This window comes from Symploca atlantica LB2515 (assembly GCF_052546295.1).
Window position 1 is genome coordinate 5,071,114 of the sequence record NZ_JBQWMT010000001.1, and the last position, 24,668, is coordinate 5,095,781.

General features: G+C 45.8%; 23 protein-coding genes. 11 read left to right on the forward strand and 12 right to left on the reverse strand.

The genetic code is table 11. The features are described 5' to 3' along the window. Positions 1-218: 218 nt before the first annotated feature. The 5 genes from hisS to psbO form a co-directional block, all read right to left on the reverse strand. Complete coding sequence (gene hisS / locus ACT7WV_RS21135; RefSeq protein WP_445104776.1) at positions 219-1,502, reverse strand: histidine--tRNA ligase; 1,284 nt, start codon at positions 1,500-1,502, stop codon at positions 219-221. A gap of 23 nt (positions 1,503-1,525) precedes the next feature. Next, on the reverse strand, positions 1,526-1,822 hold the full coding sequence (locus tag ACT7WV_RS21140) for a hypothetical protein (protein ID WP_445104777.1): 297 nt from the start codon (positions 1,820-1,822) through the stop codon (positions 1,526-1,528). Positions 1,823-1,859: 37 nt separating this feature from the next. Then, the gene (locus ACT7WV_RS21145; protein WP_445104778.1) at positions 1,860-2,807 is read right to left on the reverse strand and encodes a hypothetical protein; all 948 of its coding nucleotides are present in this window, start codon (positions 2,805-2,807) and stop codon (positions 1,860-1,862) included. 313 nt (positions 2,808-3,120) lie between these two features. Continuing rightward, positions 3,121-3,894 (reverse strand): RNA polymerase sigma factor SigF, encoded by a 774-nt coding sequence (locus ACT7WV_RS21150; protein ID WP_445105704.1) that lies wholly within the window; start codon positions 3,892-3,894, stop codon positions 3,121-3,123. A 409-nt stretch (positions 3,895-4,303) separates the two neighbouring features. Then, a complete protein-coding gene (psbO, locus tag ACT7WV_RS21155; protein ID WP_445104779.1) occupies positions 4,304-5,134 on the reverse strand; it encodes a photosystem II manganese-stabilizing polypeptide in 831 nt (276 codons plus the stop codon). Positions 5,135-5,485: 351 nt separating this feature from the next. Between psbO and ACT7WV_RS21160 the strand changes: the two genes are divergently transcribed. From ACT7WV_RS21160 to rdgB, 3 genes are all read left to right on the forward strand, one after another. Continuing rightward, positions 5,486-5,788, forward strand: coding sequence for a hypothetical protein (locus ACT7WV_RS21160; RefSeq protein WP_445104780.1), 303 nt, complete (start codon positions 5,486-5,488; stop codon positions 5,786-5,788). Positions 5,789-6,062: 274 nt separating this feature from the next. Continuing rightward, positions 6,063-7,493 carry a phosphoglucomutase/phosphomannomutase family protein gene (locus tag ACT7WV_RS21165; protein ID WP_445104781.1) on the forward strand — a complete coding sequence of 477 codons (1,431 nt, stop codon included), beginning with the start codon at positions 6,063-6,065 and terminating at the stop codon, positions 7,491-7,493. Between the two features lie 119 nt (positions 7,494-7,612). Beyond that, entirely contained in the window at positions 7,613-8,185 is a 573-nt protein-coding gene (gene rdgB, locus ACT7WV_RS21170) for an RdgB/HAM1 family non-canonical purine NTP pyrophosphatase (RefSeq protein ID WP_445104782.1), read from the forward strand. Positions 8,186-8,276: 91 nt separating this feature from the next. Here rdgB and ACT7WV_RS21175 read toward each other — a convergent pair whose 3' ends face one another. Further along, complete coding sequence (locus ACT7WV_RS21175; protein WP_445104783.1) at positions 8,277-8,615, reverse strand: P-II family nitrogen regulator; 339 nt, start codon at positions 8,613-8,615, stop codon at positions 8,277-8,279. Positions 8,616-8,953: 338 nt separating this feature from the next. Between ACT7WV_RS21175 and ACT7WV_RS21180 the strand changes: the two genes are divergently transcribed. Both ACT7WV_RS21180 and ACT7WV_RS21185 read left to right on the forward strand, forming a co-directional pair. Further along, complete coding sequence (locus tag ACT7WV_RS21180; RefSeq protein ID WP_445104784.1) at positions 8,954-12,295, forward strand: valine--tRNA ligase; 3,342 nt, start codon at positions 8,954-8,956, stop codon at positions 12,293-12,295. 49 nt (positions 12,296-12,344) lie between these two features. Then, the gene (locus tag ACT7WV_RS21185) at positions 12,345-12,815 is read left to right on the forward strand and encodes a hypothetical protein (protein ID WP_445104785.1); all 471 of its coding nucleotides are present in this window, start codon (positions 12,345-12,347) and stop codon (positions 12,813-12,815) included. A 95-nt stretch (positions 12,816-12,910) separates the two neighbouring features. Here the strand turns inward: ACT7WV_RS21185 and ACT7WV_RS21190 are convergent, their stop codons facing one another. Further along, positions 12,911-13,579, reverse strand: coding sequence for an HAS-barrel domain-containing protein (locus tag ACT7WV_RS21190; RefSeq protein WP_445104786.1), 669 nt, complete (start codon positions 13,577-13,579; stop codon positions 12,911-12,913). 269 nt (positions 13,580-13,848) lie between these two features. Beyond that, entirely contained in the window at positions 13,849-14,040 is a 192-nt protein-coding gene (locus ACT7WV_RS21195; RefSeq protein WP_445104787.1) for an NAD(P)H dehydrogenase subunit NdhS, read from the reverse strand. On the opposite strand from ACT7WV_RS21195, the gene ACT7WV_RS21200 reads away from it, so the two are divergent. Next, positions 14,039-14,167, forward strand: a complete 129-nt coding sequence (locus ACT7WV_RS21200; protein WP_445104788.1) for a hypothetical protein — start codon at positions 14,039-14,041, stop codon at positions 14,165-14,167. The two genes, ACT7WV_RS21195 and ACT7WV_RS21200, sit on opposite strands and share 2 nt — an antisense overlap. Here ACT7WV_RS21200 and rodA read toward each other — a convergent pair. From rodA to ACT7WV_RS21215, 3 genes are all read right to left on the reverse strand, one after another. Continuing rightward, positions 14,164-15,417 (reverse strand): rod shape-determining protein RodA, encoded by a 1,254-nt coding sequence (gene rodA, locus ACT7WV_RS21205; RefSeq protein ID WP_445104789.1) that lies wholly within the window; start codon positions 15,415-15,417, stop codon positions 14,164-14,166. The two genes, ACT7WV_RS21200 and rodA, sit on opposite strands and share 4 nt — an antisense overlap. Before the next feature lie 104 nt (positions 15,418-15,521). Next, on the reverse strand, positions 15,522-16,589 hold the full coding sequence (locus tag ACT7WV_RS21210) for an Mrp/NBP35 family ATP-binding protein (RefSeq protein ID WP_445104790.1): 1,068 nt from the start codon (positions 16,587-16,589) through the stop codon (positions 15,522-15,524). Positions 16,590-16,880: 291 nt separating this feature from the next. After that, entirely contained in the window at positions 16,881-17,366 is a 486-nt protein-coding gene (locus ACT7WV_RS21215) for an SRPBCC family protein (RefSeq protein ID WP_445104791.1), read from the reverse strand. 430 nt (positions 17,367-17,796) lie between these two features. On the opposite strand from ACT7WV_RS21215, the gene hemF reads away from it, so the two are divergent. From hemF to psb29, 3 genes are all read left to right on the forward strand, one after another. After that, on the forward strand, positions 17,797-18,849 hold the full coding sequence (gene hemF / locus ACT7WV_RS21220) for an oxygen-dependent coproporphyrinogen oxidase (RefSeq protein WP_445104792.1): 1,053 nt from the start codon (positions 17,797-17,799) through the stop codon (positions 18,847-18,849). Between the two features lie 150 nt (positions 18,850-18,999). Next, positions 19,000-19,368 (forward strand): STAS domain-containing protein, encoded by a 369-nt coding sequence (locus tag ACT7WV_RS21225; RefSeq protein ID WP_445104793.1) that lies wholly within the window; start codon positions 19,000-19,002, stop codon positions 19,366-19,368. An 882-nt stretch (positions 19,369-20,250) separates the two neighbouring features. Next, positions 20,251-21,006: a photosystem II biogenesis protein Psp29 gene (gene psb29 / locus ACT7WV_RS21230; protein ID WP_445104794.1), complete on the forward strand. Its 756-nt coding sequence runs from the start codon at positions 20,251-20,253 to the stop codon at positions 21,004-21,006. A 566-nt stretch (positions 21,007-21,572) separates the two neighbouring features. Here the strand turns inward: psb29 and trxA are convergent. Next, positions 21,573-21,890, reverse strand: a complete 318-nt coding sequence (trxA, locus tag ACT7WV_RS21235) for a thioredoxin (protein WP_445104795.1) — start codon at positions 21,888-21,890, stop codon at positions 21,573-21,575. A 91-nt stretch (positions 21,891-21,981) separates the two neighbouring features. On the opposite strand from trxA, the gene fabG reads away from it, so the two are divergent. Continuing rightward, positions 21,982-22,746: a 3-oxoacyl-[acyl-carrier-protein] reductase gene (gene fabG / locus ACT7WV_RS21240; RefSeq protein ID WP_445104796.1), complete on the forward strand. Its 765-nt coding sequence runs from the start codon at positions 21,982-21,984 to the stop codon at positions 22,744-22,746. Positions 22,747-22,863: 117 nt separating this feature from the next. Beyond that, complete coding sequence (gene groL, locus ACT7WV_RS21245; protein WP_445104797.1) at positions 22,864-24,519, forward strand: chaperonin GroEL; 1,656 nt, start codon at positions 22,864-22,866, stop codon at positions 24,517-24,519. The last annotated feature ends 149 nt before the right edge of the window (positions 24,520-24,668 follow it).

Here is a 24,668-nt window from a genome sequence, read left to right on the forward strand (position 1 = left end):
GGCTTGACCGTTGGCACTTTTTGTGATTTTGATCTCTAGAGTCAAATATTTAATTGGTTAATTATTACTGAGGGTGAATGAGGTTATATTTTACAGAAAAGTGTCGCTAAAGCCCATCTATTCTGTGCCTAGGTAACTGCTAGTCTATAACCTAATAAATTAACAAATCTCCTTAGTTTGAGTGCCTTTTACTTTGCTGTAACTACTTTTTAGAGTATCTATCGAGAGCTATCAATCTGCCTTCGCAGCTCATCGGTCATTTCTAGAAGAGCAACGCGAGAGAGGGCTTGTTGTTCTCCCGACTGGAGCCATTTCAAATTTACAGTTTGGCTTTCTGCCTCTGCCTCTCCTAGAACTAAGCAGGCAACTGCTCCACTACGATCAGCACGTTTGAATTGCTTACCAAAGGCACTACCGCTTAAGTCAAGTTCTACTGTAAATCCAGCATGACGAAGTTTTTGAGCTAACTGTAAAGCCTGAGATTGAGCTGCTTCCCCTCGGGAAACCACGTATAAATCCATAATTGACGAAGGTGGCTCTTGTAGCTGTTGTAGTAGCAGCAGCAAACGCTCTAGTCCCAGTCCCCAACCTACGGCTGGTGTATTAGGTCCCCCTAGTTGGGCTACTAATCCGTCATAGCGACCGCCGGCACATACTGTTGCCTGGGCACCTAAGTCATCAGATTGAATTTCAAAAGCCGTATGGGTGTAGTAATCCAAGCCACGCACTAAGTGAGGGTTCAGCTGGTAATCAATGCCTACGTCAGTGAGCAGTTGCTGCACATTAGCAAAGTGACGCTGAGATTCCTTACCTAGGTAGTCGATGAGTAAAGGAGCAGCCTCGACTATTTTTTGAGTGCCTTCGTTTTTACTATCTAGAATCCTCAATGGGTTACGTTCGAGGCGGTCTTGAGAGTCGGCATCTAATTCGTCTTTGTAAGGCATCAGATAATCCACTAAGGCTTGCCGATAGCGCGGTCGGTCTTCTGGAGCCCCCACGGAGTTAATATCCAGTCGCAGGTTTTGAAGACCTAGAGTTTTCAGGATATCTGTTGCCAGAGCAATCACTTCTACATCTGCCCGTGGGTCATTGCTACCCAGTACTTCTACCCCCAGTTGGTGAAATTGGCGCTGGCGACCTGCTTGAGGGTTTTCATAACGAAACATTGGTCCTGTGTACCAGAGACGTTGTACTCCTCCGGCGGCATAGAGACTATTTTGAATGAAGGCACGTACCACACCAGCAGTTCCTTCTGGACGTAGAGTTACAGAACGCGGAGGAGTTGCCTTGTCGTTGAAGGTATACATTTCCTTGCCCACGACATCTGTCGCTTCACCGATACCCCGTTCAAATAGCTCAGTGCGCTCAAAGATGGGGGGGCGAATTTCTTGATAAGCGGCTCTGCCTAAAATTTGCCGCGCGATTGTCTCCGCCTGTTGCCAGTAACCAACTTCTTCGGGAAGAATATCCCGCGTTCCTCGTAAAGCCTGAATTGAACCCATTAACTTTCACTGTGCTACCTGTTTTATGGCAGTGCCTGAGACGTTTCTATTTCCCAGACTCCATAACGGTTTTGATAATACGTCAAAATTTGGTCAATGCGTTCTCGATCTGCTGATTGAGTTACCCCTGTATAACTAATCCACAAACCATCCGCCTGACTTTGAGTGTAATCAAACCGTTGCTCTTGTGGGGAGGGAATTAGAACTGCTTCTACTCCCTGCACTTGCTGCAAATGTGCAGCTACCTCAAGATAAACTGCCAAAGGCAATCCTGGATAGCGAATCTGGTATCGCAGTTGTTCGCTAAATGCTTTGTGCACTTTATACAACTCCCATGTCCAGCTTGACAAATAGGTTTCACACTTGAGGAAAGATTTTTGTACCTACCAAGCTAGGTGCCGGAAGAGACGCTGTTGGCGAGCCTGGTTTTTGCGCCTCTGCTGGTTGTTCCCCAACTCGTCTGGCAACCTCAACGCCATATTGTTCCAAAACCACGATTGGTTCAGGCCCTGCGTTAATTTCAATCCGCTTGACTAGTACCTGTCCATTAGAAAGACGCTGTCCCACTCGAACATAGCGAGCTGGCTCATTAGGTACTTCTACTATGGCACTGGGAATGCCACCCACTTGAATTACTCCGGTAACTTTAACACCCTTTGCCTGCTCTGGGTCAGGTAATTCTGGGATTACTGGTGTCAATTCGGGAATAGCTGCGATAGAGCTACCGCCTGGTTGAGGAGTGCTAGTGCTACCACTAGCTCTGGCAGGAGTACCTGGTTTCGAGGCGCTGGCACTACCGGCATTACCTCTGGCAGGAGTACCTGGTTTCGAGGCGCTGGCACCTCTACCTTGAGCCGCTGGTGGTTTTGGTTGTGGCAGTACGTTGCTTCTAGCTACTGGTTGATTCCTATTGGTTCGTGAGCCAGATTGCCCAGATGGAGGAATATTAGGCAGCCGTTGTACAGGTCTTGTGGCAGCACCGGGGTTGGCTGAAACGGTCACTTCCGGCTGCACTGGAAATACGGCAAAGGGATCGCTACGCCCTGACTCAAGTTGTTTTACTACTGCCTCTGGTGGCAGAGTTTGAATCAAGCCTGCAACTGCTACAGGATCTGCATTTTTTTGTGGCTCCAGAGGCTTAGCAAATTTGGGTTCAGCTGGTGAGGCTTCTGGAGTAGCAGGAGATACGGCAGGAGATGACTCAACAGTGTCAACCGCTGCTTCTTCAGTGTCCCCTCCAATCTGACAGCTTCCTATCAATAGACCGACTAAACTCACTAACGCAATTAATGAAATATGACGCATAAGCATTCCCCCAACCAAGGTTTTACCAAAACGCTCCCCTAGACTACCTCTATCGGCAATCAAGTAAACCAGTAGATAACTTAAGTATATCTAAACAGTTTTTGGTGTGGCATAGCTTAGTCGTATAGTTGACAATTTTGCTGTTTTGAAGATGTTTTTTGATAGACGAGGCAATTATTGTTTTGTTTAGAGATAAATAGACATCTGCTTCTTGATGTCATCGGAAGCAGTTTGCCTGATAATAATTTTTCTCAAGTTTTGCTCAAAAGTACTTTTTTGAGGTTATGGAAAGTAAGAAAAGCTAATAAGTTTTTTAGCTTTCACCTGTCATTAAATTTTTCAATGAACTCAATCCTTTTTTGACTCGGCGTGAGACGGTAATCACGCTAATATCTAAACGTTCCGCCACTTCTTTTTGCGTCAAGTCGTGTAAAAAAACGAACTCTAAAACGTCGCGAGTACGCTTTTCTAGATTAGCCAGAGCTTGTTGTAAGCGAATCCGATCCTCTTGTGCCAACTGGAAACTGCGATATCGAGGATCCGGTACAAGTTCACCCAAGCTTGTGGTGCCTTCTTCCACATCTCGTACTGGTGTGTCTAAACTCAGTGGCTCTCGATTCTGATGAGCCAGCTTAATTTCTTGCCATTCTGCCGTGGAGATATCTAATGCTGCTGCAACCTCAGCATCAGTTGGTTGACGGTTTAGCTTCACCTGCAACTTTTGAGTAATGCCCACAGATAGTTGCCGTAAGCTCAGCCATCGCCTCGGAATGCGCACCGAGCAACCTCGATCCCGCAAATAATGCTGAATTTCACCACGAATATAAGGAATAGCGAAGGAACTAAAGGCAGTTCCCTTGGTTTGGTCAAACCGCTCAATGGCACCAATTAAGCCTATACAGCCAACCTGAAGCAAGTCTTCATAGCTTTCGTTGCATTGATTGACCCAGTAATGAGCTTCTTTTCTAACTAGTCCAAAATTGAGATGAACTAGCTGATTGCGAATCCTCGCAGCACCACATTGCTGGTACTCTTGCAACAATCTCAAGCTCTCATACTTCAGTTCGTCTTGAACTAGGGGGCCCATAGGGAGTTCTTGATGGTAGAGCACAGTTTTCGGAGTCACATCAATGACTCTTCTTGTTACTTAGGAAGAGAATTTCTGCTGGTAGATACATCTAGCTCTAGTGCATCTAAATTTAAGAATTCTCAACCAGTTCGCTGATTGCCAAACTATATAATAGCTCAAACTACTTAAATTTTTGGATTTGATGGGCAACACCCCACACCCTGAAAAGCTCTTTATACGCTTAGCAACTTTGGCGAGTGAGATCAAAAGCACAGTCAATGCTAGCAACATTCCTAATTTGCTTTTAGTAGATAAGTTGCCTAGTTGCCGGAATATTGCCATAAAAAAGGGGCATTTGCCCCTTTTTTATACTATTGCTCAAACAGGAATAATGCTTTTGCTCAAGATTCAAGCGCGAAAGTTAAGCTTATTCTGGTTCGATGCGGGCATAAAAGATCCCTTGAACTTTCACTTCCTCTGGATCCTCAGCACCTAAGTCGGTAGCAGAAGTCTGTTCGCCCTCAAATGTACCGGCAATTTCGCCAGTGTAGCTGTCTACCTTTGCAACCTGCAAAGAGATTTTGCCATTACCACCTACAACACGCTTAACATTGGCGCGGACAAGTTGTTCACTATCAGATTCAGCGGGAAGAGCAACCGCATTATCATAGCCGCTTGCGACCCCACGACCCTTAGGATCTAGGAAAACAGCACCACGGTAGGAGGGAACTTTGTACTCACCAACGAAGTCAGTGGAAGTGTTGAGGCTATCAAGACCTGGCTGACTCTTGGCAACCAAATTTTTAACTGTGAACAGGAAAGGGGTTTGCTCGCCTCCAGGTAATTGGACTGTGATTGCTTGAAAGTCCATACCCCCCTGTTCTATGAAGGTTAAGGTTCCTGTGTCGTCAGCTTTTAATTCTCCCTGAACTTGGTCAAGGCTGGAAGTGTACCTTGTTAATAATTTGCCCGGAACAAATTCTGCCTCTTGCCGCTTATTAGCGGGTTCTTCCTTAACATAAAACTTGGTCGGTTGTAAGCACATGTCCAGTACTTTATAGGACTGGCTTGGCTCTATGGCAATAGAACCACGAGCTGTTTCGGAAAGCTGCGGACAAAGATTCGCCAAACCAGTATTTCTGATCTGGTCGTAGGTTAGTCCTTCAATACTGGTTGCTGTTGCTGGTCCTTCACTACAAGCCGTCAACACACCCAGGCACAAAGCTAGGAAGGCAATGATAAAAGCGCGATACCTCATGGTCAATCTCAATAGTCTGATCTGAAAATTTATCTCAAGGTGATGGATGTATTTAATCTGCTAAATCGGAATGAAACTACCGTCGCTCTCAAGACATCGACAGCAGATATCTCCGACTAACTTGACACCCATGCTATATTTTGGTACACAAGAACAGTTTTGGTGAGAGTTAAATCTGTCGAACCACCACCAAATCGAGCGAAGTTCCTGGGATGGCACCGAATGATTCAGCCTCAGCTCTTGTTGTAAGAGCATTGTACACGGGAAGAGTATCCTTAAACTCTCAATCAAGCTCTGGTGATTGCATCCAGCTAAGCTTTAGGTTAATTTGATGTATTTGAAATTGATGGCATGAACAGTGACCAGAATTTTGACTCAAGGCAGTTACAGGTCAAGCTGCAAGAACTCTCGGCAGAAATTCATTCCCTAGCAAGTAGCCATCAAGATAACGCTCTAGTCCTGTTAGCTTTGCTCAGAGCATTAGAGCATTCCCATCGCGAGATTAGAGAGAATTGGTTTCAGGAGTCTTTGCCTAATAATCGCCAAGCTCTCCATGCTCTGCTTAAAGATATCGAAGAAACTGGAGGTTGGCCTTATATTGAACGCATGACATTGCGCTCAATGCTAGCCAAGCTACCAGATCATTCGGCTTAAGAGCTAGCCACTAACAAGGCTGAGGTTGTTGGTGTACTCAAAAAACTCTTGATACAAAGACTGTACAGATCTAACTGTGCAGTCAGCTCATCCTGAGTACCCGCCCAAAAATCCGGACAGAGTAAAATTTAATTCGTAAATCATAAGGTATCTCTGCAAAAGGTGAGATGCACCCATACTGACTAAGCAAGACATCACGATTGACAAATGTTAGGATCCTGCCGTCAGTCAGGGAATTTCAGAAAATCAATATCCTTTATTTACAGCGATTGCCGTGGATTCAATCAAGTTTGGAACTGACGGCTGGCGAGGTATCATCGCCGCCGATTTCACTTTCGAGCGCTTGGCTTTGGTAGCCCATGTGGCTGCTCAAATTCTGGCAGAAACCTATGGAGGTACTACTGGTAGCCGCACAATTATTGTGGGTTATGACCGGCGCTTCATGGCGGAAAACTTTGCAATGAAGACAGCCGAAGTAGTTACAGCTGCTGGTTTTGATGTGTTACTTTCTGATAGTTATGCCCCAACTCCGGCTTTTAGCTGGGCGGCAAAGCATCAGAATGCCCTAGGAGCTCTGGTGATTACAGCTAGTCATAATCCTGGTATTTACCTAGGATTGAAAGTAAAAGGGGCTTTTGGTGGCTCAGTCCCTCCAGAAATTACCCAGAAAATCGAAGCCCGACTCTCTCAAGCAATAACACCTGCCGAAACCCCCGGTAGTCTGAGCAACTTCGATCCTTGGCCCAGCTATTGCGAGGAACTACGAACAAAAGTTGAGCTTTCTCAGATTAAAGAGTTCATCAGTCAAGGAAAATTGACCGTTTTCGCAGACGTGATGCATGGTGCAGCCGCAACTGGCTTAAGCCGGATCCTAGACATGCCGATTCGGGAAATCAATAGCTCACGGGATCCTTTGTTTGGTGGTGGCGCGCCAGAACCCTTGGCCCGTTATCTTTCTCAGCTATTCCAAGATATTAAAACTCACCAGCGTCAAGAGAACGCAAGGCTGGCGATAGGGTTAGTGTTTGATGGAGATTGCGATCGCATCGCCGCTGTCGATGGTCAGGGAAACTTCCTGAGTTCCCAAATTCTCATCCCCATTTTGATCGAACACCTGGCCTCTCGGCGTCAGTTTACTGGTGAAATAGTTAAAACCCTGAGTGGTTCGGACTTAATTCCCCGTATTGCTGATTTATACGGGCTATCGGTCTATGAAACTCCCATTGGCTATAAGTACATTGCCGACCGGATGTTATCAAGTCAAGTCTTACTAGGTGGTGAAGAATCAGGGGGAATTGGTTACGGTAATCATATTCCCGAACGAGACGCCTTGTTATCGGCACTTTACCTACTAGAAGCAATCGCCCAATCGGGACTTGATTTGAGTGAACTCTACCAAAGCCTACAAGACCGCACCAGCTATACTTCTGCCTATGACCGCATAGATTTGCATTTGGCGGGTATGGAAGTACGTTCACGACTGATTGAAAAACTAGAAACTCAGCCTCTAACAGAAATTGACTCTCAGCAGGTGATTGAGTGTCAAACTATAGATGGCTACAAGTTCCGTCTAGCCGACAACAGTTGGTTACTGATTCGTTTTAGTGGCACTGAACCTGTATTGCGACTGTACTGTGAAGCCGCTACCCCTGAGCAAGCACGCCAAACCCTAAACTGGGCTAAAAACTGGGCAGAGTCAGCATAAGAAGTTAGAAGGTGAAAGTTCTCAAGAGTTTTTGGTATACGGGGCAAAAGTCTTGAGAACCTGTAACCGGCAAACTGTTAACCTGTAACCGGCAACTCCATTTTCTTTATTAGTGACTAATGAGATTACTTGTTGTGGCTACAGGAAATCCCGGCAAGTTACGGGAAATACAACAGTACCTGACTTCTTTAGACTGGCAACTACAGTTGAAGCCACCAGAACTAGAGATTGAGGAAACTGGGGACACCTTTGTTACCAATGCCTGTCTTAAGGCATCGGAAGTGGCAAAGGCAACTGGGGAGTGGGCAATCGCTGATGATTCTGGCTTGCAAGTAGATGCCCTTAATGGGGCTCCGGGCATCTACTCGGCACGCTATGGTCAAACAGATGCCGCGAGGATTGAGAGGCTCTTACAGGAACTGGGAGAGGAAAAGAATCGGCAAGCGCAGTTTGTCTGCGTCGTGGCGATTGCCCGTCCCGATGGGAAGATCGTTCTTCAATCTGAGGGTATCTGCCAAGGCGAAATTTTGTCTGCTCCCAGAGGTAGTAGTGGTTTTGGTTACGATCCTCTCTTCTATGTACCACAGCAGCAGCTAACTTTTGCTGAGATGAAGCCAGAAGTGAAGCGACACCTGAGCCATCGCGGCAAAGCCTTTGAAGAACTGCTACCTCAGTTAAGGAAATTGACTTAATGCTTGCCAGTATTACCGTAACTAAATTGAAGTACTGAGGCATTAACCGGGGGCATCATCGCCTCAGTGTCCTTTGATCACGACATGATAGTCAAACTGCTTCTAGATTCTTTTCCCCTGTACGAATCCGAATTACCTGATCTATATCTGTAATGAAAATTTTGCCGTCGCCAATTTCACCAGTTCGAGCGGCGGCAATGATTTTTTCTACCACCATGTCAACCTGGTGTTCTTCAACAACGATTTCCACCTTGAGCTTTTGCAGGAACTCAACGGTGTACTCAGAACCGCGATAGCGTTCAGTCTGACCTTTCTGACGCCCAAATCCTCGGACTTCTGACACAGTCATGCCGACTATGCCGGCGTTAACCAAGGCGATTTTCACTTCGTCCAGCTTAAAAGGCCGGATAATTGCTTCTACCTTTTTCAAGGTCCTAACTCCTCGTTTGTTCTTCTATTACTTATAGAACAGCCTGACACTTTCTACACTGCAACAACCGGAAATTTTGTAGCTTAAGATACGTTTTCCGACCCTAGGTCACTGATTTAACAAACCGCCCTGATGCATAAGAGTACCACGGACAGAGAGAGAGGGAATAGAGCAATAGACACGGTCTCGATGATTAATTACTCAAGAAAGAATTAATCTGTTGTGCCAACTCTCTTCTGGGTGAGCCTTCTATACTTCGAGAGCAGCTTCTTAAACAAACCCCCTCTTATACTGTGGCAAAATTTAGTTAAGCCCGTCTTAAATTTAGTGTTCCACCCATGACTGCAAACATTCCCACACTGGCATCCAAATACGACCCCAAAACGACAGAAGCCAAGTGGCAAACCTACTGGGAAGAACACCAAGTATTCCAAGCAGATCCCGATCACGGTGGTGAACCTTACAGTATTGTCATTCCTCCACCCAATGTGACTGGTAGCTTACATATGGGTCACGCCTTTGAGTATGCCCTAATTGACACTCTTGTCCGCTACCACCGAATGAAAGGGCGTAATGTTCTGTGGCTACCGGGAACTGACCACGCCAGTATAGCTGTGCAAACACTTCTCGAAAAACAGCTCAAGGCAGAAGGAACCACTCGCTACGACTTGGGACGGGAAAAATTTTTAGAACGGGCTTGGCAGTGGAAAGCAGAATCTGGCGGTAAAATCGTCAACCAAATGCGGAACATAGGGGTTTCTGTAGATTGGTCGCGGGAAAGATTCACTATGGACGAAGGTTTATCTAAGGCAGTAATCGAGGCCTTTGTCCAACTCCATGAAGAAGGTCTAATTTACCGGGGTGAGTATCTGGTTAACTGGTGTCCAGCTTCCCAATCAGCAGTCTCTGATCTGGAGGTGGAAAATCAAGAAGTTGATGGGCATCTATGGCACTTCCGTTATCCCCTCAGCGATGGTACTGGCGATGTAGAAGTGGCAACAACTCGACCAGAAACGATGCTGGGAGATACTGCCGTTGCCGTTAATCCTGACGATAAACGCTATCAGTCTTTGATTGGTAAGACGGTAACATTGCCAATCATCGGTCGGGAAATACCGATAATTGCTGATCAGTTGGTTGATCCCGAATTCGGCACGGGTTGTGTGAAGGTGACACCAGCCCATGACCCCAATGACTTTGAAATGGGCAAGCGCCACAATCTGCCCTTGATCAACATCATGAACAAAGATGGCAGCTTAAACGAAAATGCCGCTTCTTTCCAAGGGCAAGACCGATTTGAGGCGAGGAAGAACGTCCTCAACCAGCTCAAGGATTTGGGCTGCCTAGTGAAAGTCGAAGATTATAAACATACAGTACCCTACAGCGATCGTGGCAAAGTTCCCGTCGAACCTCTGCTCTCAACTCAGTGGTTTGTCAGTATTCGCCCCTTAGCAGATCGTGCTCTGAATTTCCTTGACCAGGAAAATTCCCCCGTATTTATCCCTGAACGCTGGACGAAAGTCTACCGTGATTGGCTAGTGAAGTTGAACGACTGGTGCATCTCGCGTCAGCTGTGGTGGGGTCATCAAATCCCTGCTTGGTATGTAGTCAGTGAAACCAATGGGGAAATCACCGACGAGACACCGTTTATCGTTGCCCACAATGAAGCAGCAGCCCAAGAACAAGCAGCATCAAAATTTGGGGCAAATGTCAAGCTAGAACAAGACCCTGATGTTCTCGATACCTGGTTTTCTTCGGGATTGTGGCCTTTTTCCACGATGGGTTGGCCAGAAGAAACCCCTGACTTGAAGACTTTCTACCCGACAGCAACTCTGGTTACGGGTTTTGACATTATTTTCTTCTGGGTCGCCCGAATGACAATGATGGCAGGGCATTTCACGGGTCAAATGCCATTTAAAAACGTCTATATTCACGGCTTGGTACGAGACGAAAATAATAAGAAAATGTCCAAGTCGTCTAATAACGGCATTGACCCCTTAATCCTGATTGACAAGTACGGCACCGACGCCCTACGCTACACCCTGGTTAAGGAAGTTGTCGGTGCAGGTCAAGATATTCGGTTGGAGTATGACCGTAAGACAGATGAATCCATCTCCGTCGAGGCTTCGCGTAATTTTGCCAACAAACTTTGGAATGCTGCCCGTTTTGTGATGATGAATCTCGACGGTAAGACACCCGAACAGTTGGGTTCTCCCTTAGTCAGTGGGAGTGAAGGGTTAGAATTAAGCGATCGCTGGATTCTATCGCGCTTCCATCAAGTAGTGCTGCAAACTAGTGACTACCTTGACAACTACAGCATGGGAGAAGCTGCCAAGGGACTTTACGAATTCATCTGGGGCGACTTTTGCGACTGGTATATAGAACTAGTTAAATCGCGGCTGCGGCAGGATAAAACTTCCCCTTCGCGGGTTGTCGCACAACAAACTCTTGCCTACGTACTTGCAGGAATCCTCAAATTGCTCCATCCTTTGATGCCCCACATCACAGAAGAAATTTGGCATACCTTGCACGGGCAAAGCATTAGCGATGAGTGGCTAACGACACCTGTAGAGGCTTTGGCGCTGCAACCCTATCCCGCAATTCCTGAAATAGTCAAGGTAGCTGGGAAACAGCAATTATCGCCGGAGAAGGGAAATCTCTTCGCTAAACCCACCCCGGCAACCACAACCACGGCATCTGCTCGGCAAGCAGGAGTAGCTCAGCAGCTAGCTGCTGAGCCTTTAAACCCTGAAAAGCCTCCATTGGACAAATCAGTATCTCAAATGCAGCACATTGGCAACCAAGTTGCCGAGTTTTTGGCAGAACTGCCCGGTGGTTTAGGCAACTTTTTTGGGCAAAACCGAAGAGAGATTGTTGTAGTTAGCGTAATTTTGGCAGCAATTGTCGCTCTTAGAGTGCTGCTAGCAACTACCAGTGCACTGGGGGAAATTCCTCTGGTGTCAGGCACATTCCAACTGATAGGTTTGGGATACTCAATCTGGTTCTTGTACCGCTATGTACTACGGGCATCGAACCGTAAGCAACTATCCGCAAAAATCCAATCCCTCAAAGAACTGAGTCTTGGCAAAGTAGAAACATTACAATCTGAGGTAGTTAGTCCTGAGGCATCAGTAATTAGTAAGCAACCATCACCCCCATCACCCCCATCACCTTTAAACGGGAAGCTGATCCCGATTGACCCAGAACTAGAGCAACAGTTCGAGCTGCTAATAGAAACAATCCACACTATCCGCAATCTGCGAGCTGAAGCAGACATCAAACCAGGGGTTAAGGTCGCGGTTATTCTGCAAACAGGGAATGCTACAGAACGCCAAATTCTAGAAGCAGGGAAGTCTTACATAGAAGAGTTAGCTAAAGTTGAGAGTTTGACGATCACTCCGTCTTTAGAAACTCAACCTAAGACTACAATGACAGGTGTTGTTGGCACCGTCCAAGTGCTACTCCCCCTGGCTGGTGTTGTGGATATAGAGGCACTACGAGCTAAGTTAGAAAAAGACTTAGGCAAAGTGGCGGCCGAAACTCAAACCCTTAGCCAACGTTTAGCTAATCAAAACTTTGTTAACAAAGCACCAGAGGCAGTTGTGCAGGCAGCGAAAGAGGCAATGGCAGAAGCTCAAAAGCAAGAAGAAATTTTGCGCAATCGCCTCAATCGACTCTAAAGTTCAATTATCAAGTCTTTATTCGCTAAAAACCAAGAACTGACAGGCAATGTTATACCTGGCCCAAGTACAAAAAAAAGAGAGTTCAGGTGGCGTAGCACTGAGGTTGCTAGCTCACCAAAAATCTGAGCACCATTGGGTATTAATTAACCCTGAAGAAGTTCCACTGACTCTCACTCACTCTGTACCCGAAGCTTCGTTGGTTTTAGCAGAGCTTGCTGAAAACCAAGAAGTTCTTAGCATCAAACATGCCAAAGACTGGGTTCTGGATTTAGTAAGGGAATACCTGAGCTTCGGCATGAGTCCAACTTTCTTAGAAGAAGAAGTGAAACGCACCGAAAAGTGGCGACAAGATCTGACCCTGCAAAGTCAAGATTTGACCCGCCTGCGTACAGAAATGGAAGCACGTCGCGAACAAATTCAAACCCTAGAAGAGGATCTAAAACAGAAAAAACAGCAGTTGGAACTGATGGCAGAGGAGTTGAATTCTCAAACCGATGGGGAGATAAGCGAATCCTAGCTAGCCCTCGCAAGATTCAAAAAAGGCAGGAGTTAGAAGCGAGAAGAAAATTGGAGGGCATTGAGTTTTAACTCAACCCAGAAGTAATTAATTTATTACCAGTGAATTTGGCTCAAAACATACCGCAAGCGATCATAATCGTCTTTGAGCAAAATACTTAAGGTGCGCCCCGCCTTGACTAGCCAGTCGCGGTCAGCTTTACGTAGCTGATAAACTGCTCTGATAGCAGCGGCGGTCAATGCCTCTACAGGCGCTCCCTTTACTTCCAAAAGAGTGCGTAAAAAATCCAAATTCTCACTGAAGTGAACAATTTCTGCTGGTGTACATTGGTAAACCGCTTGATGAATTTGTGGAGGGCGAGGAGGAAGGTATTGATAGACTGGACTACTAATTTGCTCAGAACCATTCAAACTCTGTTCTGGAGAGAAAAAACCGACGATAGCAGCGCGAAACTCAGTTTTGAGCATGGCAAAAATTTGGGGCTGCTGTTCTCGTAAATCGGTAAGAGATAAACCCAAGGCTCTAGCACGATGCACCGAGTCAATTGGGCTAGTAGTAGCGTAGTAAACTACAGCTAAGACTTGATTGCCTGACTCTTCATCAACTGACCTTACCCAACTGCCAAAAGGAGGCATGACGGGGAAGCTTAAATCTTCTGGTTCCAAGCACTGTGCCAGAAATTCTGTAGTCGCCGTCTCAATCACCTCAGCAATATGATAGTCAGGGCGATCGCTAATGGCGAACTGTGGCAAAGGAAGACGCATAATTTAGTCTTAGTGTTTGGTAAAGAGTCAAAGCTTTATGGGGGTGAAGCAGGGACACGCTAATATCTAGCGATTAGTCCTGATTGGTCTCGCCACATGCTTCACCCTGATCAGGCGGAAGGTTATCTAGCAATCCTCGATGAATCGTGAAAACTGCCTATTTTTTCGCGCTCACCTGTGTTTATCTACTGAATCATTGAGGATGGCTAGAAGACTGACTAGAGAAGTTTTAACCTCCCCAACCGTCAACTTTTCTTCAGCAAGGACCATCAGCCTTTTTTACCCGCTGTTGGATCTATAGCTTCTAGTTCTGCCAATTGGAAAGTCATGATTTTGTCCCAATTACCTCCTTCAAAAAGTACTCCTGCTTTGCCATCACTAACTCTTTGGACTAACCCCTCAAATTTGTAGTAGGTGTCTTCGGGATTAATTACGCGAACAATTGAACCAGGAAGAATCATGAGTCTGAAAACACTGAGTTTATATTTAATAGCTTATGGCTTTGGCTGGTTATTGGTTGTTAGTTGTGTATCAACAAGCAACCAGCAATCAGCAAATAACCGAGAAAACTGGCAAACGACTAACTAAAACCTCAGTCGGTGCCGATGATTGGCAACCGATTCTACCAAGCCGATACCAATAAAGTTTGCTAGCAATGACCACCGGGCGTAGCTAATTAAAGGCAGAGGAATACCAGTGATGGGAGCTAGCCCAATGTTCATCCCAATATTAACGATCACCTGAAAGACAATCATCGAGAGGACGCCAATTGCCAGCAGCGAGCCAAAGTTGTCCTTGGCGTTCTGAGCAATAATTACCAAACGTAGGCAGATTAACCAGAAGACAACTATCACCAACACACCGCCCATAAAACCGAGTTCTTCACCAATTGCCGAGAAGATGAAGTCAGTATGCTGTTCAGGTATAAAGTGTAGCTGGGTTTGGCTACCCTGGTTGAGTCCTTTTCCCCAAAGTTGACCTGCCCCGATCGCAATCCGAGATTGGATTAAGTGATATCCTCCTCCCAAAGGGTCTTTATCGGGGTCTAAAAAGAGAGTCAGTCGGTCTTTTTGATAATCCTTCAATAGACCCCAGAACAAATTGCCGAGACCTCCTGAAAGTAAGTTTAAAGCCAAGGCTCCTACTGCTCCAGACCAAGGCCAAGGAAAGCTGCGCCAGCCAACAAACACCATCAACGCCATCCAGCCAAACCATGCAGGCAAGAAAAAGCTGAATAGAATAGCGGAAACGATGGGAGAAATCAGAAGCAATAGCCAGCCGGGATTAGCATTACCCCAGTAGAGCATGCCCAAAGTAATGGCACCAAATACTAGTGAAGTGCCTAGATTAGGCTCCAAAAATACAAAGGACCAAGGCACTGCTGCCACCCCTAGTACTTTAAAAACCATAGTCAAGGTTGAGGCTGGTTGCGAGTGCAAAATAGCAGCCAGAGTTATAATCAGCCCGATTTTGGCAAATTCCGAGGGTTGAACGTGGAACCCAGCAACGCCGAGCCATCTTTGCGAGCCGTTGGCCGTAGTCCCGACGAACATCACCGCGACTAAACTGACATTGATCATGCCATAAATAATCCAATGCCAATTGAGTAGGTTTTCATAGCGCGAACGCGCCATAAATAAAGCCAGTACCAATCCGATACCGCCAATGACCCAATGAGACCACCAATCTGCTTGTCCAGCGTTGAGTTCGGTACTGCGAATCATCACCCCGCCTAGCAGCGTCAGACCGATGGTCAATATTAATAGCTGCCAGTCAAGTTCTTGCCAGGGGGCAAATAGAGACTTCCAGCGTATACCAGTTAGTGACTTTTGCAACATATTAAGCTGGTAGTAATCTTTGATGTGATCAATTAGCCATGATAAGTAGCTACTTTCCGGAATGTCGGGCTACACTTTAAGCGAAAAAGACCAATAACTGATAGCTAATTAGTAGCGAGGGCAGCCACCGAGACTTTAGCAGCAATCTGCTGGGCGAGAGCAACCAGTGCTTTAGCAGAAGCTGAATCAGGGTCAGCAACTACAATTGGTAAGCCATTATCGCCCCCCTGTCGCAAGCAGATTTCCAAAGGAATACAGCCCAGTAGGGGAATATTGAGTTCTTTCGATGTCTTCTCACCACCTCCTGAGCCAAACAAATCATATTCCCGGTCTGGCATATCTGGCGGGATAAAATAACTCATGTTTTCCACAATTCCCAGCACCTGTACTCCCATTTGCTGGAACATCTTCAAGCCTCGGCGGGAATCCAATAACGCCACTGTTTGGGGGGTTGTCACAATCACTGCGCCTGCCATAGGTACAGCCTGTGTTAAGGTTAGTTGTGCATCACCGGTGCCCGGTGGCATATCGATAATTAAATAATCTAACTCACCCCAATTTACCTGGTAGAGGAATTGGCGAATAATGCCATTTAACATCGGTCCTCGCCAAATTACTGGCTGGTCTGGGTCGATTAAAAAAGCCATAGAAACCAACTTGACACCATGGTTAAAAGCCGGTTCCAAGACTTCTCCCTGTGGTCCTTGCTGCACCATCACTTTGGCATCGGCTAACCCTAGCATTGTCGGAGCATTAGGGCCATAGATATCTGCGTCAATTAGACCCACTTTGGCTCCTAATTGTGCCAGGGCTACTGCCACATTCACTGCTACCGTACTCTTGCCAACACCACCCTTGCCACTAGAAATAGCAATAATATTATTTACGCCGCCAATTCCCTGGCGGTCTGGCAGAGATTTCTGCTGGGGTGTTTCGGCGGTAACGTCTACTACTACCTCAGTGACACCTGGTAGTTGCTTGACTGCCTTTTGACAGTCCTCAACAATAAACTCCCTAAGAGGGCAGGCAGGTGTAGTTAAGACTAAGGTAAACTTGACAGCGCCATTATCGATTTTGATATTGCGAATCATATTTAATTCCACCAAACTCTTGCGGAGTTCGGGGTCTTGCACGGGTTTTAGTACTTCTAAAACCGAATTAGTATCGAGCATAATAGATGTAGATTCCTTAGCTGCTGCTTTTTGGGGCTAACTTGACCAGAGTTTCTTTATGTTATTTTAGGGGTTTAGCGCTGTTGAAGCCGTTACCGAAAACGTAAATTGATTAGTGCCAGATTGGAAATTAGGGATTTTGGATCATTTTTCTCAACTATCAACGAAGATGATTCTCCTTCTTTGACTAAATTTTCGAGTAATTAATCGATGTTGGAGAATCCCTCTAAATAATTTCCTAACCTATCTACTATAGGTTTAGTCCTAAACGGAGCAGCAACAGAGGATAGTTTAGAGTACTATCTGCTTGCTTTCGGCTGCCTGGGCTAATTCAGAAGCTACACGGGCCGCGTAGGGACGAATTAAGCACCACAGCAAGGGAGATAACCAACCGCGTAGCGTTACCGAGAAGGATACGTAAGTCCCGCAAACAGTAGATTCAACACGGTAAGTTACGCGATTCTCTACACCAGGGATTGCCAAAACCCTTACACTAAGTAATTCACCCGGTTGTACATGCTCAACAAAAATTCTCACGGGAATGGGTATCAAACGAGTGACCACCTGATAAATTAAACCGGGTTTAGCAATTAACCCTCTAGGAGCATTGGTACTCGATAGCAGTGGATTCCAGGAAACATCAGCTAAGTTGATTAATTTTTGCCAGAGAACCTCCACAGGGGCATTACTCAAGGCACGATAAGTCCGGAAGAGGGAAAACTTGCACCACACTCCCTCTCGATCTGCGGTTAGCTTAAAGGAAAAGTTGAGAATCACAAAACACCTCCCCGTGGAAATACCCCTGTCAAGACAAGTTGACCTATAACCTATTAGTTAGATAGTAAGAGATAAGTACGATAGAGCTTAACTAAGAATTGTCCATGATTACCGGGCAAAACCCTTAGGAGCAAAAACACTCAAGCATATTTTGTTAATGGCTAATGGCATTGCTAGTAAAATCCTTCTTTATAAGATGAAATCACGACTCCTCGAAAAACAAATCTCGCACTGTTCTTTAGGTAACCAATCCAAGCTAATCTTTTAAAAGAGGGCGGCGACGCTCAAAGCGTGAGTTTCTGCATTGGTTCTGGTTGAAAATGTTCTAGAGAACCCGGAGCAGGTCTTCCAACGGATTCAATGTCTTGAAGCCTCCCCTACTCCCCAAGGCGGCACTGAGCATTTGGGTTAACTACACGAGATTGAGATTATGACAGTTTTGAAGACGGACGCAGCGATTACTACTCATTCTTTACCAGTCCCTGGTTCTAGGGAGAGAGTCTTGCAGCATATGAAGCAGCTGCAAGACAAAATCTGTGACGCCCTAGCTAATCTTGATGGCGTTGGCAGTTTCACAGAAGATGTCTGGGAGCGTGAAGAAGGTGGTGGCGGTCGTTCCCGTGTTCTCCGAGAAGGTGCAGTATTTGAACAGGGTGGAGTTAATTTTTCTGAAGTTTGGGGTGACCAACTCCCTACTTCAGTCCTGACGCAGCGTCCCGAAGCTGCTGGACATGGCTTTTTTGCTACTGGCACATCGATGGTTCTGCATCCTCGTAGCCCTTATATACCAACAGTTCACTTGAATTATCGTTACTTTGAAGCTGGGCCAGTGTGGTGGTTTGGCGGAGGTGCCGATTTAACACCATATTATCCTTTTGCCGAAGATGCAGCGCATTTTCATCTTACCCTTAAGCAAACTTGTGATAATCACCACCCTGAATACTATCCAGTATTCAAAAATTGGTGTGATGAATATTTCTATCTGAAGCATCGCCAAGAAATGCGAGGCGTTGGTGGGCTGTTCTTTGATTATCAGGATGGTCAAGGACAATTGTATCGGGGTCCTCACCAAGATAATCCGGCGGCATCTTACAGCGAGAAACTAGGGGCTTTGCCGCCTCGTAGTTGGGAGGATGTGTTTGCCTTTGTTCAGGAGTGTGGTGAGGCGTTTTTACCTTCTTATCTGCCAATTGTAGAACGACGCCGCTCTATAGCCTACGGCGACCGAGAGCGTAATTTCCAGCTCTACCGCCGGGGACGTTACGTTGAATTTAACCTAGTTTACGACCGGGGTACGATCTTTGGTCTACAAACCAATGGACGCACTGAGTCTATTCTGATGTCTCTACCTCCTCTAGCCCGTTGGGAGTATAACTATCACCCAGAACCTAATACGCCGGAAGCACAGTTATATGAGACTTTTCTCAAGCCTCAAGACTGGGCTAATTGGAAACCCTCAAACTCTCCAACCTATGTGAGTTAAACTACATGGGGAGAGTAGCGAACGGAGTGCAATCAGGGTGTTCTTATTTTTCCTCTTGAGTTTTTCAAGCTTTATTGATGCACCCAAACCGCAACCCAAACATCGCTCCTCTTGAGCTTCAAGAGGAGCAATCGCTGCAAAGAGGTACTGATGATTCATATAGACCAGAAAACACATACAACACCAACTGGTACAGCCATCATTGTTTTGACGCCAATTGGTCGTCTAGACATCACTACGGCTTGGCAATTTCGCCTGAAGTTGCAAGAGTGTATTTCTAAACTCAGCCGCTATGTGGTAGTTAATTTAAGTCAGGTGAACTTTATTGATAGCTCTGGTCTGACGTCTTTGGTGGCAGGTATGCGGGATGCCGATAAAGTTCAGGGTAGCTTCCGCATTTGTAATGTTCACCCAGAAGCCAAACTAGTCTTTGAAGTCACTATGATGGATTCTGTGTTTGAAATATTTGAAACCGAGGAAGAAGCCACGGACGGTATTTCCCGAAGCATGGCAACTTAGAAAGTAGTCAAAATATTAAAACGTTGGGTGTACAGATCTTAGCTATGACTAACTAGAAGCGGTTGATTTAGGGATAGCAAAAACAATCAAGCTGTTAGAGTAGCTTAGCTCCTGGTTTACTCATCCTGAACCTGGACAAAGCCAGATATCCAGAAGCGAGGTGTGCTTTTTCAGAGCTAAGAGAGTGTAGTCTATTTTTAACTTTCAATCGTAAGAAGTCCCACACCTACCTGCAAGGAGGCGCGGGATGAATTGCGAACAGGATGTGCGGTAGAATACGAGATGTAGGTGTAATCAAAATAAATGCAGAAATGCAGCCTACAAACACAACAAATATATCTCTCAAAGTCCGTGGGACGCACGGCTTAAAAGCTCAGTTAATGTCTTCAAAGAAGAGTTGCTGAGAAGCCTACACTTACTCGTTAGAGAAGCCTAGGTACGTCACTTGGAGAACTCCTCTATTGAAGTGAAGCCGTCAATGTGCCGAAGATAGCACGTTTTCTTTTAAAATTGCCCCACTCTACCTTGATAATTCTTGAAGAAATGGTGAAATAAATCTAAAAAAACATGATAAATTAATATTAAATATGTAACAGCTAGGTTCTGGGGAAAGTTAAAGAGCTGTTGCCAGCCTGAGCTGTACTCCTAAATAGAGAGAGTTGTCCACTAGTCTGGTAATTAAAGAAAGTAAGGCACAACTGCTTTGGAGTATAGCAAAAGCAATGCATTGTAAGAGAGCAGCTTATTGCTAATCGGGGGAAGTCTTCGATTGTCTAAGCAAGATTACCCAACCAGTCAAATTCAGCAGTGTTATTGCCATGCCTCGTTAAAACTAGTGGCTTTGGCGAGAGAACATATCCAGTAAACCTTAGAGTCGGCTTTGTGAATAAAGTTCCCACGGTCTCAGATACCAAAAAAGATTTCTACAACCACCATACTCGTCCTGTCAACTCGGTTTACCGGAGGGTAGTGGAAGAGTTGATGGTAGAGATGCATTTACTAGCGGTCAATGCCGATTTCAACTACGATCCCATTTATGCTATGGGCGTGGTGACATCCTTTGAGCGCTTCATGCAAGGCTATCAACCAGAAAAAGATAAAGAATCAATTTTTGAGGCACTTTGCAAGGCAGTGGGAAAGGAGCAGCAACAGTATCGTCAAGATGCTGAATTGCTCAAGACTATGGCTTTGCATCTTCCTGGAAAAGAATTGCTTTCCTGGTTTGCTTCGCCAACCCCCTTGGAAGAAACTGGGGATTTACACAACACGATAATAGCGATCGCACAAAATCCCAAATTTAAGTACAGTCGTCTGTTTGCTGTCGGTATATATTCGCTTCTCGAACAAGCGAATTTGGAGTTAGTTAAAGACGAAAAACAACTTAATGAAGCCCTTAAGCAAATTAGTAGTGCTTTGCACCTTCCAGAAGATAAGTTACAAAAAGACTTGGACTTGTACCGCAGCAACTTAGAAAAAATGGAGCAGGCACAACTGATGATGGCAGATGCGATCATCGCCGAGCGAAAAAAACGCGAAAAGCGTACTCAGGATAAAAAGCAGGGAGCGACAGCAGCTAACAATTCTCCAGAATCTATCCAAGAATCGGATTCTTCTCAAGGGGAAACGCCTTCTTCATAGCCAGGACAGTATAGGTAAACTCAACCTATACTAATAGCTGCCGTAATCTAGAAAACTGCCCTTATCTCTACCTCTTCTAAGGTAAGTTAACTACCAGACCTTGTTAATAGAAGTAGGCAGGTTATTAAAAATATTTATTTTCAATGGCTATCTTACTCTATCTACAGCCTGGATACTAAAAGTAGTTTGAGTAACTAGGTATCTGTCTGTTTTTTGTCGGGAATTAGCCGACAATTATTACCAAGGTAATCGAGTATTTTCGCTTATCTTAGTATTTTTTAATTGCTGCTAAATCCCTTTGATTTGGTCTGAAAACTATCTTGGCTATTTGCCTTATTTCTTGCTTATTTAGCTATCATCAGGGCAAATACTATTTCTGGGCAGAACTACTGTCGAATTTTTCAGCACCAGTAAAGAATAAAGAAGGTAGATAGCGCTTGCCAGTCACAGCACTGTAACCTAGATATTATCTGGCAGATAAATTTTGCTGCTCCTCATCAGATATGAGTGCAACTGGCGACTCATCTTGCCAGAACAAGAAAAGGATTGCAGGGAAAACGTGAGATTTAGAGTAGAGCTTGCAATCGTTCGATCAGTTGTTCAGCTCCCACTACACCCTCAATACGCTCGATTGGCTGAGAATTCTTGAAAAGTACTAAGGTGGGCAATGCCTCAATATCGTATTGAGAGGCAATTTGAGGGTATTTATCTGTATCAATTTTCACAACTTGTAGGTGATCCTTGAGCTGAATGTTCACCTGCTCCAAAATGGGAACCATCATCTGACACGGACCGCACCAAGTAGCGTAAAAATCTACTAAAACTGGCTTTTCAGAACCAGAGAGTAACTCTGAGAAGTTTGAGAACTGCTTTTTGAGTGCCATAAGAAAAAACCAATACGTTAGTCTTTCTGCTTGATTTTAGTGCAAAATTCACAAGAGCCGAACTAGGCAAATATTTCTCTAGGGATTTTTCATGGAAGTTTCACCAGCATCTTCGCAGGGATTAGTCAATCGTGTTGCTATCGTTACAGGTGCCTCGCGAGGCATCGGTAGGGCAACTGCTTTAGCTTTGGCAGCTCAGGGAGCTACCGTGGTGGTAAATTACGCTAGTTCTAGCGACGCAGCTGAACAAACAGTAGCAACAATCACTGAAGCTGGCGCAAAGGCAATAGCGCTGCAAGCTGATGTCTCTAAAGTGGAGCAGGTAGAGTCTCTAATGCAGCAGACTATGGACAAGTTTGGGCGTGTTGACGTTTTAGTTAATAATGCTGGAATTACCCGCGATACTCTGCTGCTGCGGATGAAGCTAGAAGATTGGCAAGCAGTGATTGATCTGAACCTGACAGGTGTTTTTTTGTGTACGAAGGCAGTTAGCAAAGTGATGCTCAAACAGCGTTCGGGTCGCATTATCAATATTGCCTCAGTAGCAGGACAGATGGGAAATCCTGGTCAGGCTAACTATAGCGCTGCTAAGGCAGGTGTGATTGGATTTACCAAAACTGTCGCCAAGGAGTTAGCCAGTCGTGGCATTACAGTCAATGCAGTAGCACCTGGATTTATTACTACAGACATGACCAATGACCTCAAGTCCGAGGAAATTCTCAAGTACATTCCCCTGGGTCGTTATGGTAAGCCAGAAGAAGTGGCGGGAATGGTACGCTTTCTGGCGGCTGATGAGGCTGCCGCCTACGTCACTGGTCAGGTGTTTAATGTTGACGGTGGCATGGTCATGGCTTGAGGTACTCTCAGTCTAAACTAAAAGTGAAAAACTAACCCATTCGATTACTTTTATTAGCACTCTCCCGTAAGGAGTGCTAAATTTGCTAATGGATATATGAAGAGGAACAGCGCAAACATGGCAAAAATCGTTTCCTTTGATGAAGAATCAAGAAGGTCTTTAGAGCGAGGTGTTAACGCTCTTGCCGATGCTGTCCGCATTACTCTTGGCCCCAAGGGCCGTAATGTGCTTTTAGAAAAGCAGTTTGGTGCACCCCAGATTGTCAATGATGGCATTACTGTTGCTAAGGAAATCGAACTCGAAGATCCCTTAGAAAATACTGGCGCTAGGCTAATTCAGGAAGTTGCCTCCAAGACCAAAGATATCGCTGGTGATGGCACCACTACAGCTACTGTGCTAGCTCAAGCGATGATTCGTGAAGGTCTCAAGAACGTCGCTGCCGGTGCTAATCCTGTGGCTGTGCGTCGAGGTATTGACAAAACCATTACCTACTTGGTCAAAGAAATTGAGACCATGGCAAAGCCAGTTCAGGGAAGCGCTATCGCACAGGTGGCGACAGTCTCGGCGGGCAATGATGAAGAAGTGGGCGAAATGATCGCTCAAGCCATGGACAAAGTTACCAAAGACGGTGTGATCACTGTTGAAGAGTCTAAATCTCTTTCTACGGAACTAGAGGTCGTAGAGGGGATGCAAATTGACCGAGGCTACACCTCTCCCTACTTTGTCACTGACCCTGAACGGATGACCGTGGAATTTGACAATCCCCGTCTCCTGATTACTGACAAAAAGGTAAGCGCAATTCAGGAACTGGTGCCAATTCTGGAAAAAGTAGCGCGTGCCGGTCAACCTCTACTGATCATTGCAGAAGATGTGGAAGGGGAAGCGTTGGCAACCTTAGTTATCAATAAGGTAAGAGGCGTCTTGAATGCTGCAGCGGTTAAAGCACCAGGATTTGGTGATCGCCGCAAGCAGATGCTGCAAGATATTGCTGTACTCACTGGTGGTCAGCTAATTTCAGAAGACATCGGCCTGAGCCTTGACACTGCCTCCATCGAGATGCTGGGAAGTGCCCAGAAAATCACTATTGACAAAGATACAACCACCATTGTTGCTAGTGGTGATACCAAGGCAGATGTTGAGAAGCGGATAGGTCAAATCCGCCGCCAGCTGGAAGAAAGCGATTCCGAATACGATAAAGAAAAACTGCAAGAGCGAATTGCTAAGCTGGCTGGTGGTGTTGCCGTAATCAAAGTAGGTGCGGCTACCGAAACCGAACTCAAAGACCGCAAGCTGCGAATTCAAGACGCCCTTAATGCAACAAAGGCTGCTGTAGAAGAGGGTATCGTTCCCGGTGGCGGTACGACGCTAATACGCCTGATTCCGAAAGTTACCGAGTTCAAGAATAGTCTTGGTGTAGAAGAGCAAATTGGTGCTGCAATTGTTGCTAGGGCATTAGAGGCTCCCCTGCGTCAAATGGCGGACAATGCTGGCGTCGAGGGTTCGGTAATTGTGGAAAAGGTGCGGGAAAGTGATGCCAACATCGGCTACAATGCTGCAACAGATAAATTTGAAGACTTGATTGCAGCCGGCATCATTGACCCTGCCAAAGTAGTGCGCTCATCTCTACAAAATGCTGGCTCCATTGCTGGTATGGTTTTGACCACAGAAGCTTTAGTGGTCGAGAAGCCTGAGAAGAAAGCTCCTGCTCCTGATATGGGCGGCATGGGCGGCATGGGCGGCATGGGCGGCATGGGCGGCATGGGCATGATGTAGTCCACGCTTTGTTAGGCCTTAGCCTCCAGGCAGTCTATCTATCAGAGATAGGCTGCTTTTTTTTAATAGCAGGGTAATCACGAATCCCTAGGGCGATGACACAGCAGATTCCAGGTCTATGAAGTACAGTATCTCCAAGCAAAATGCCC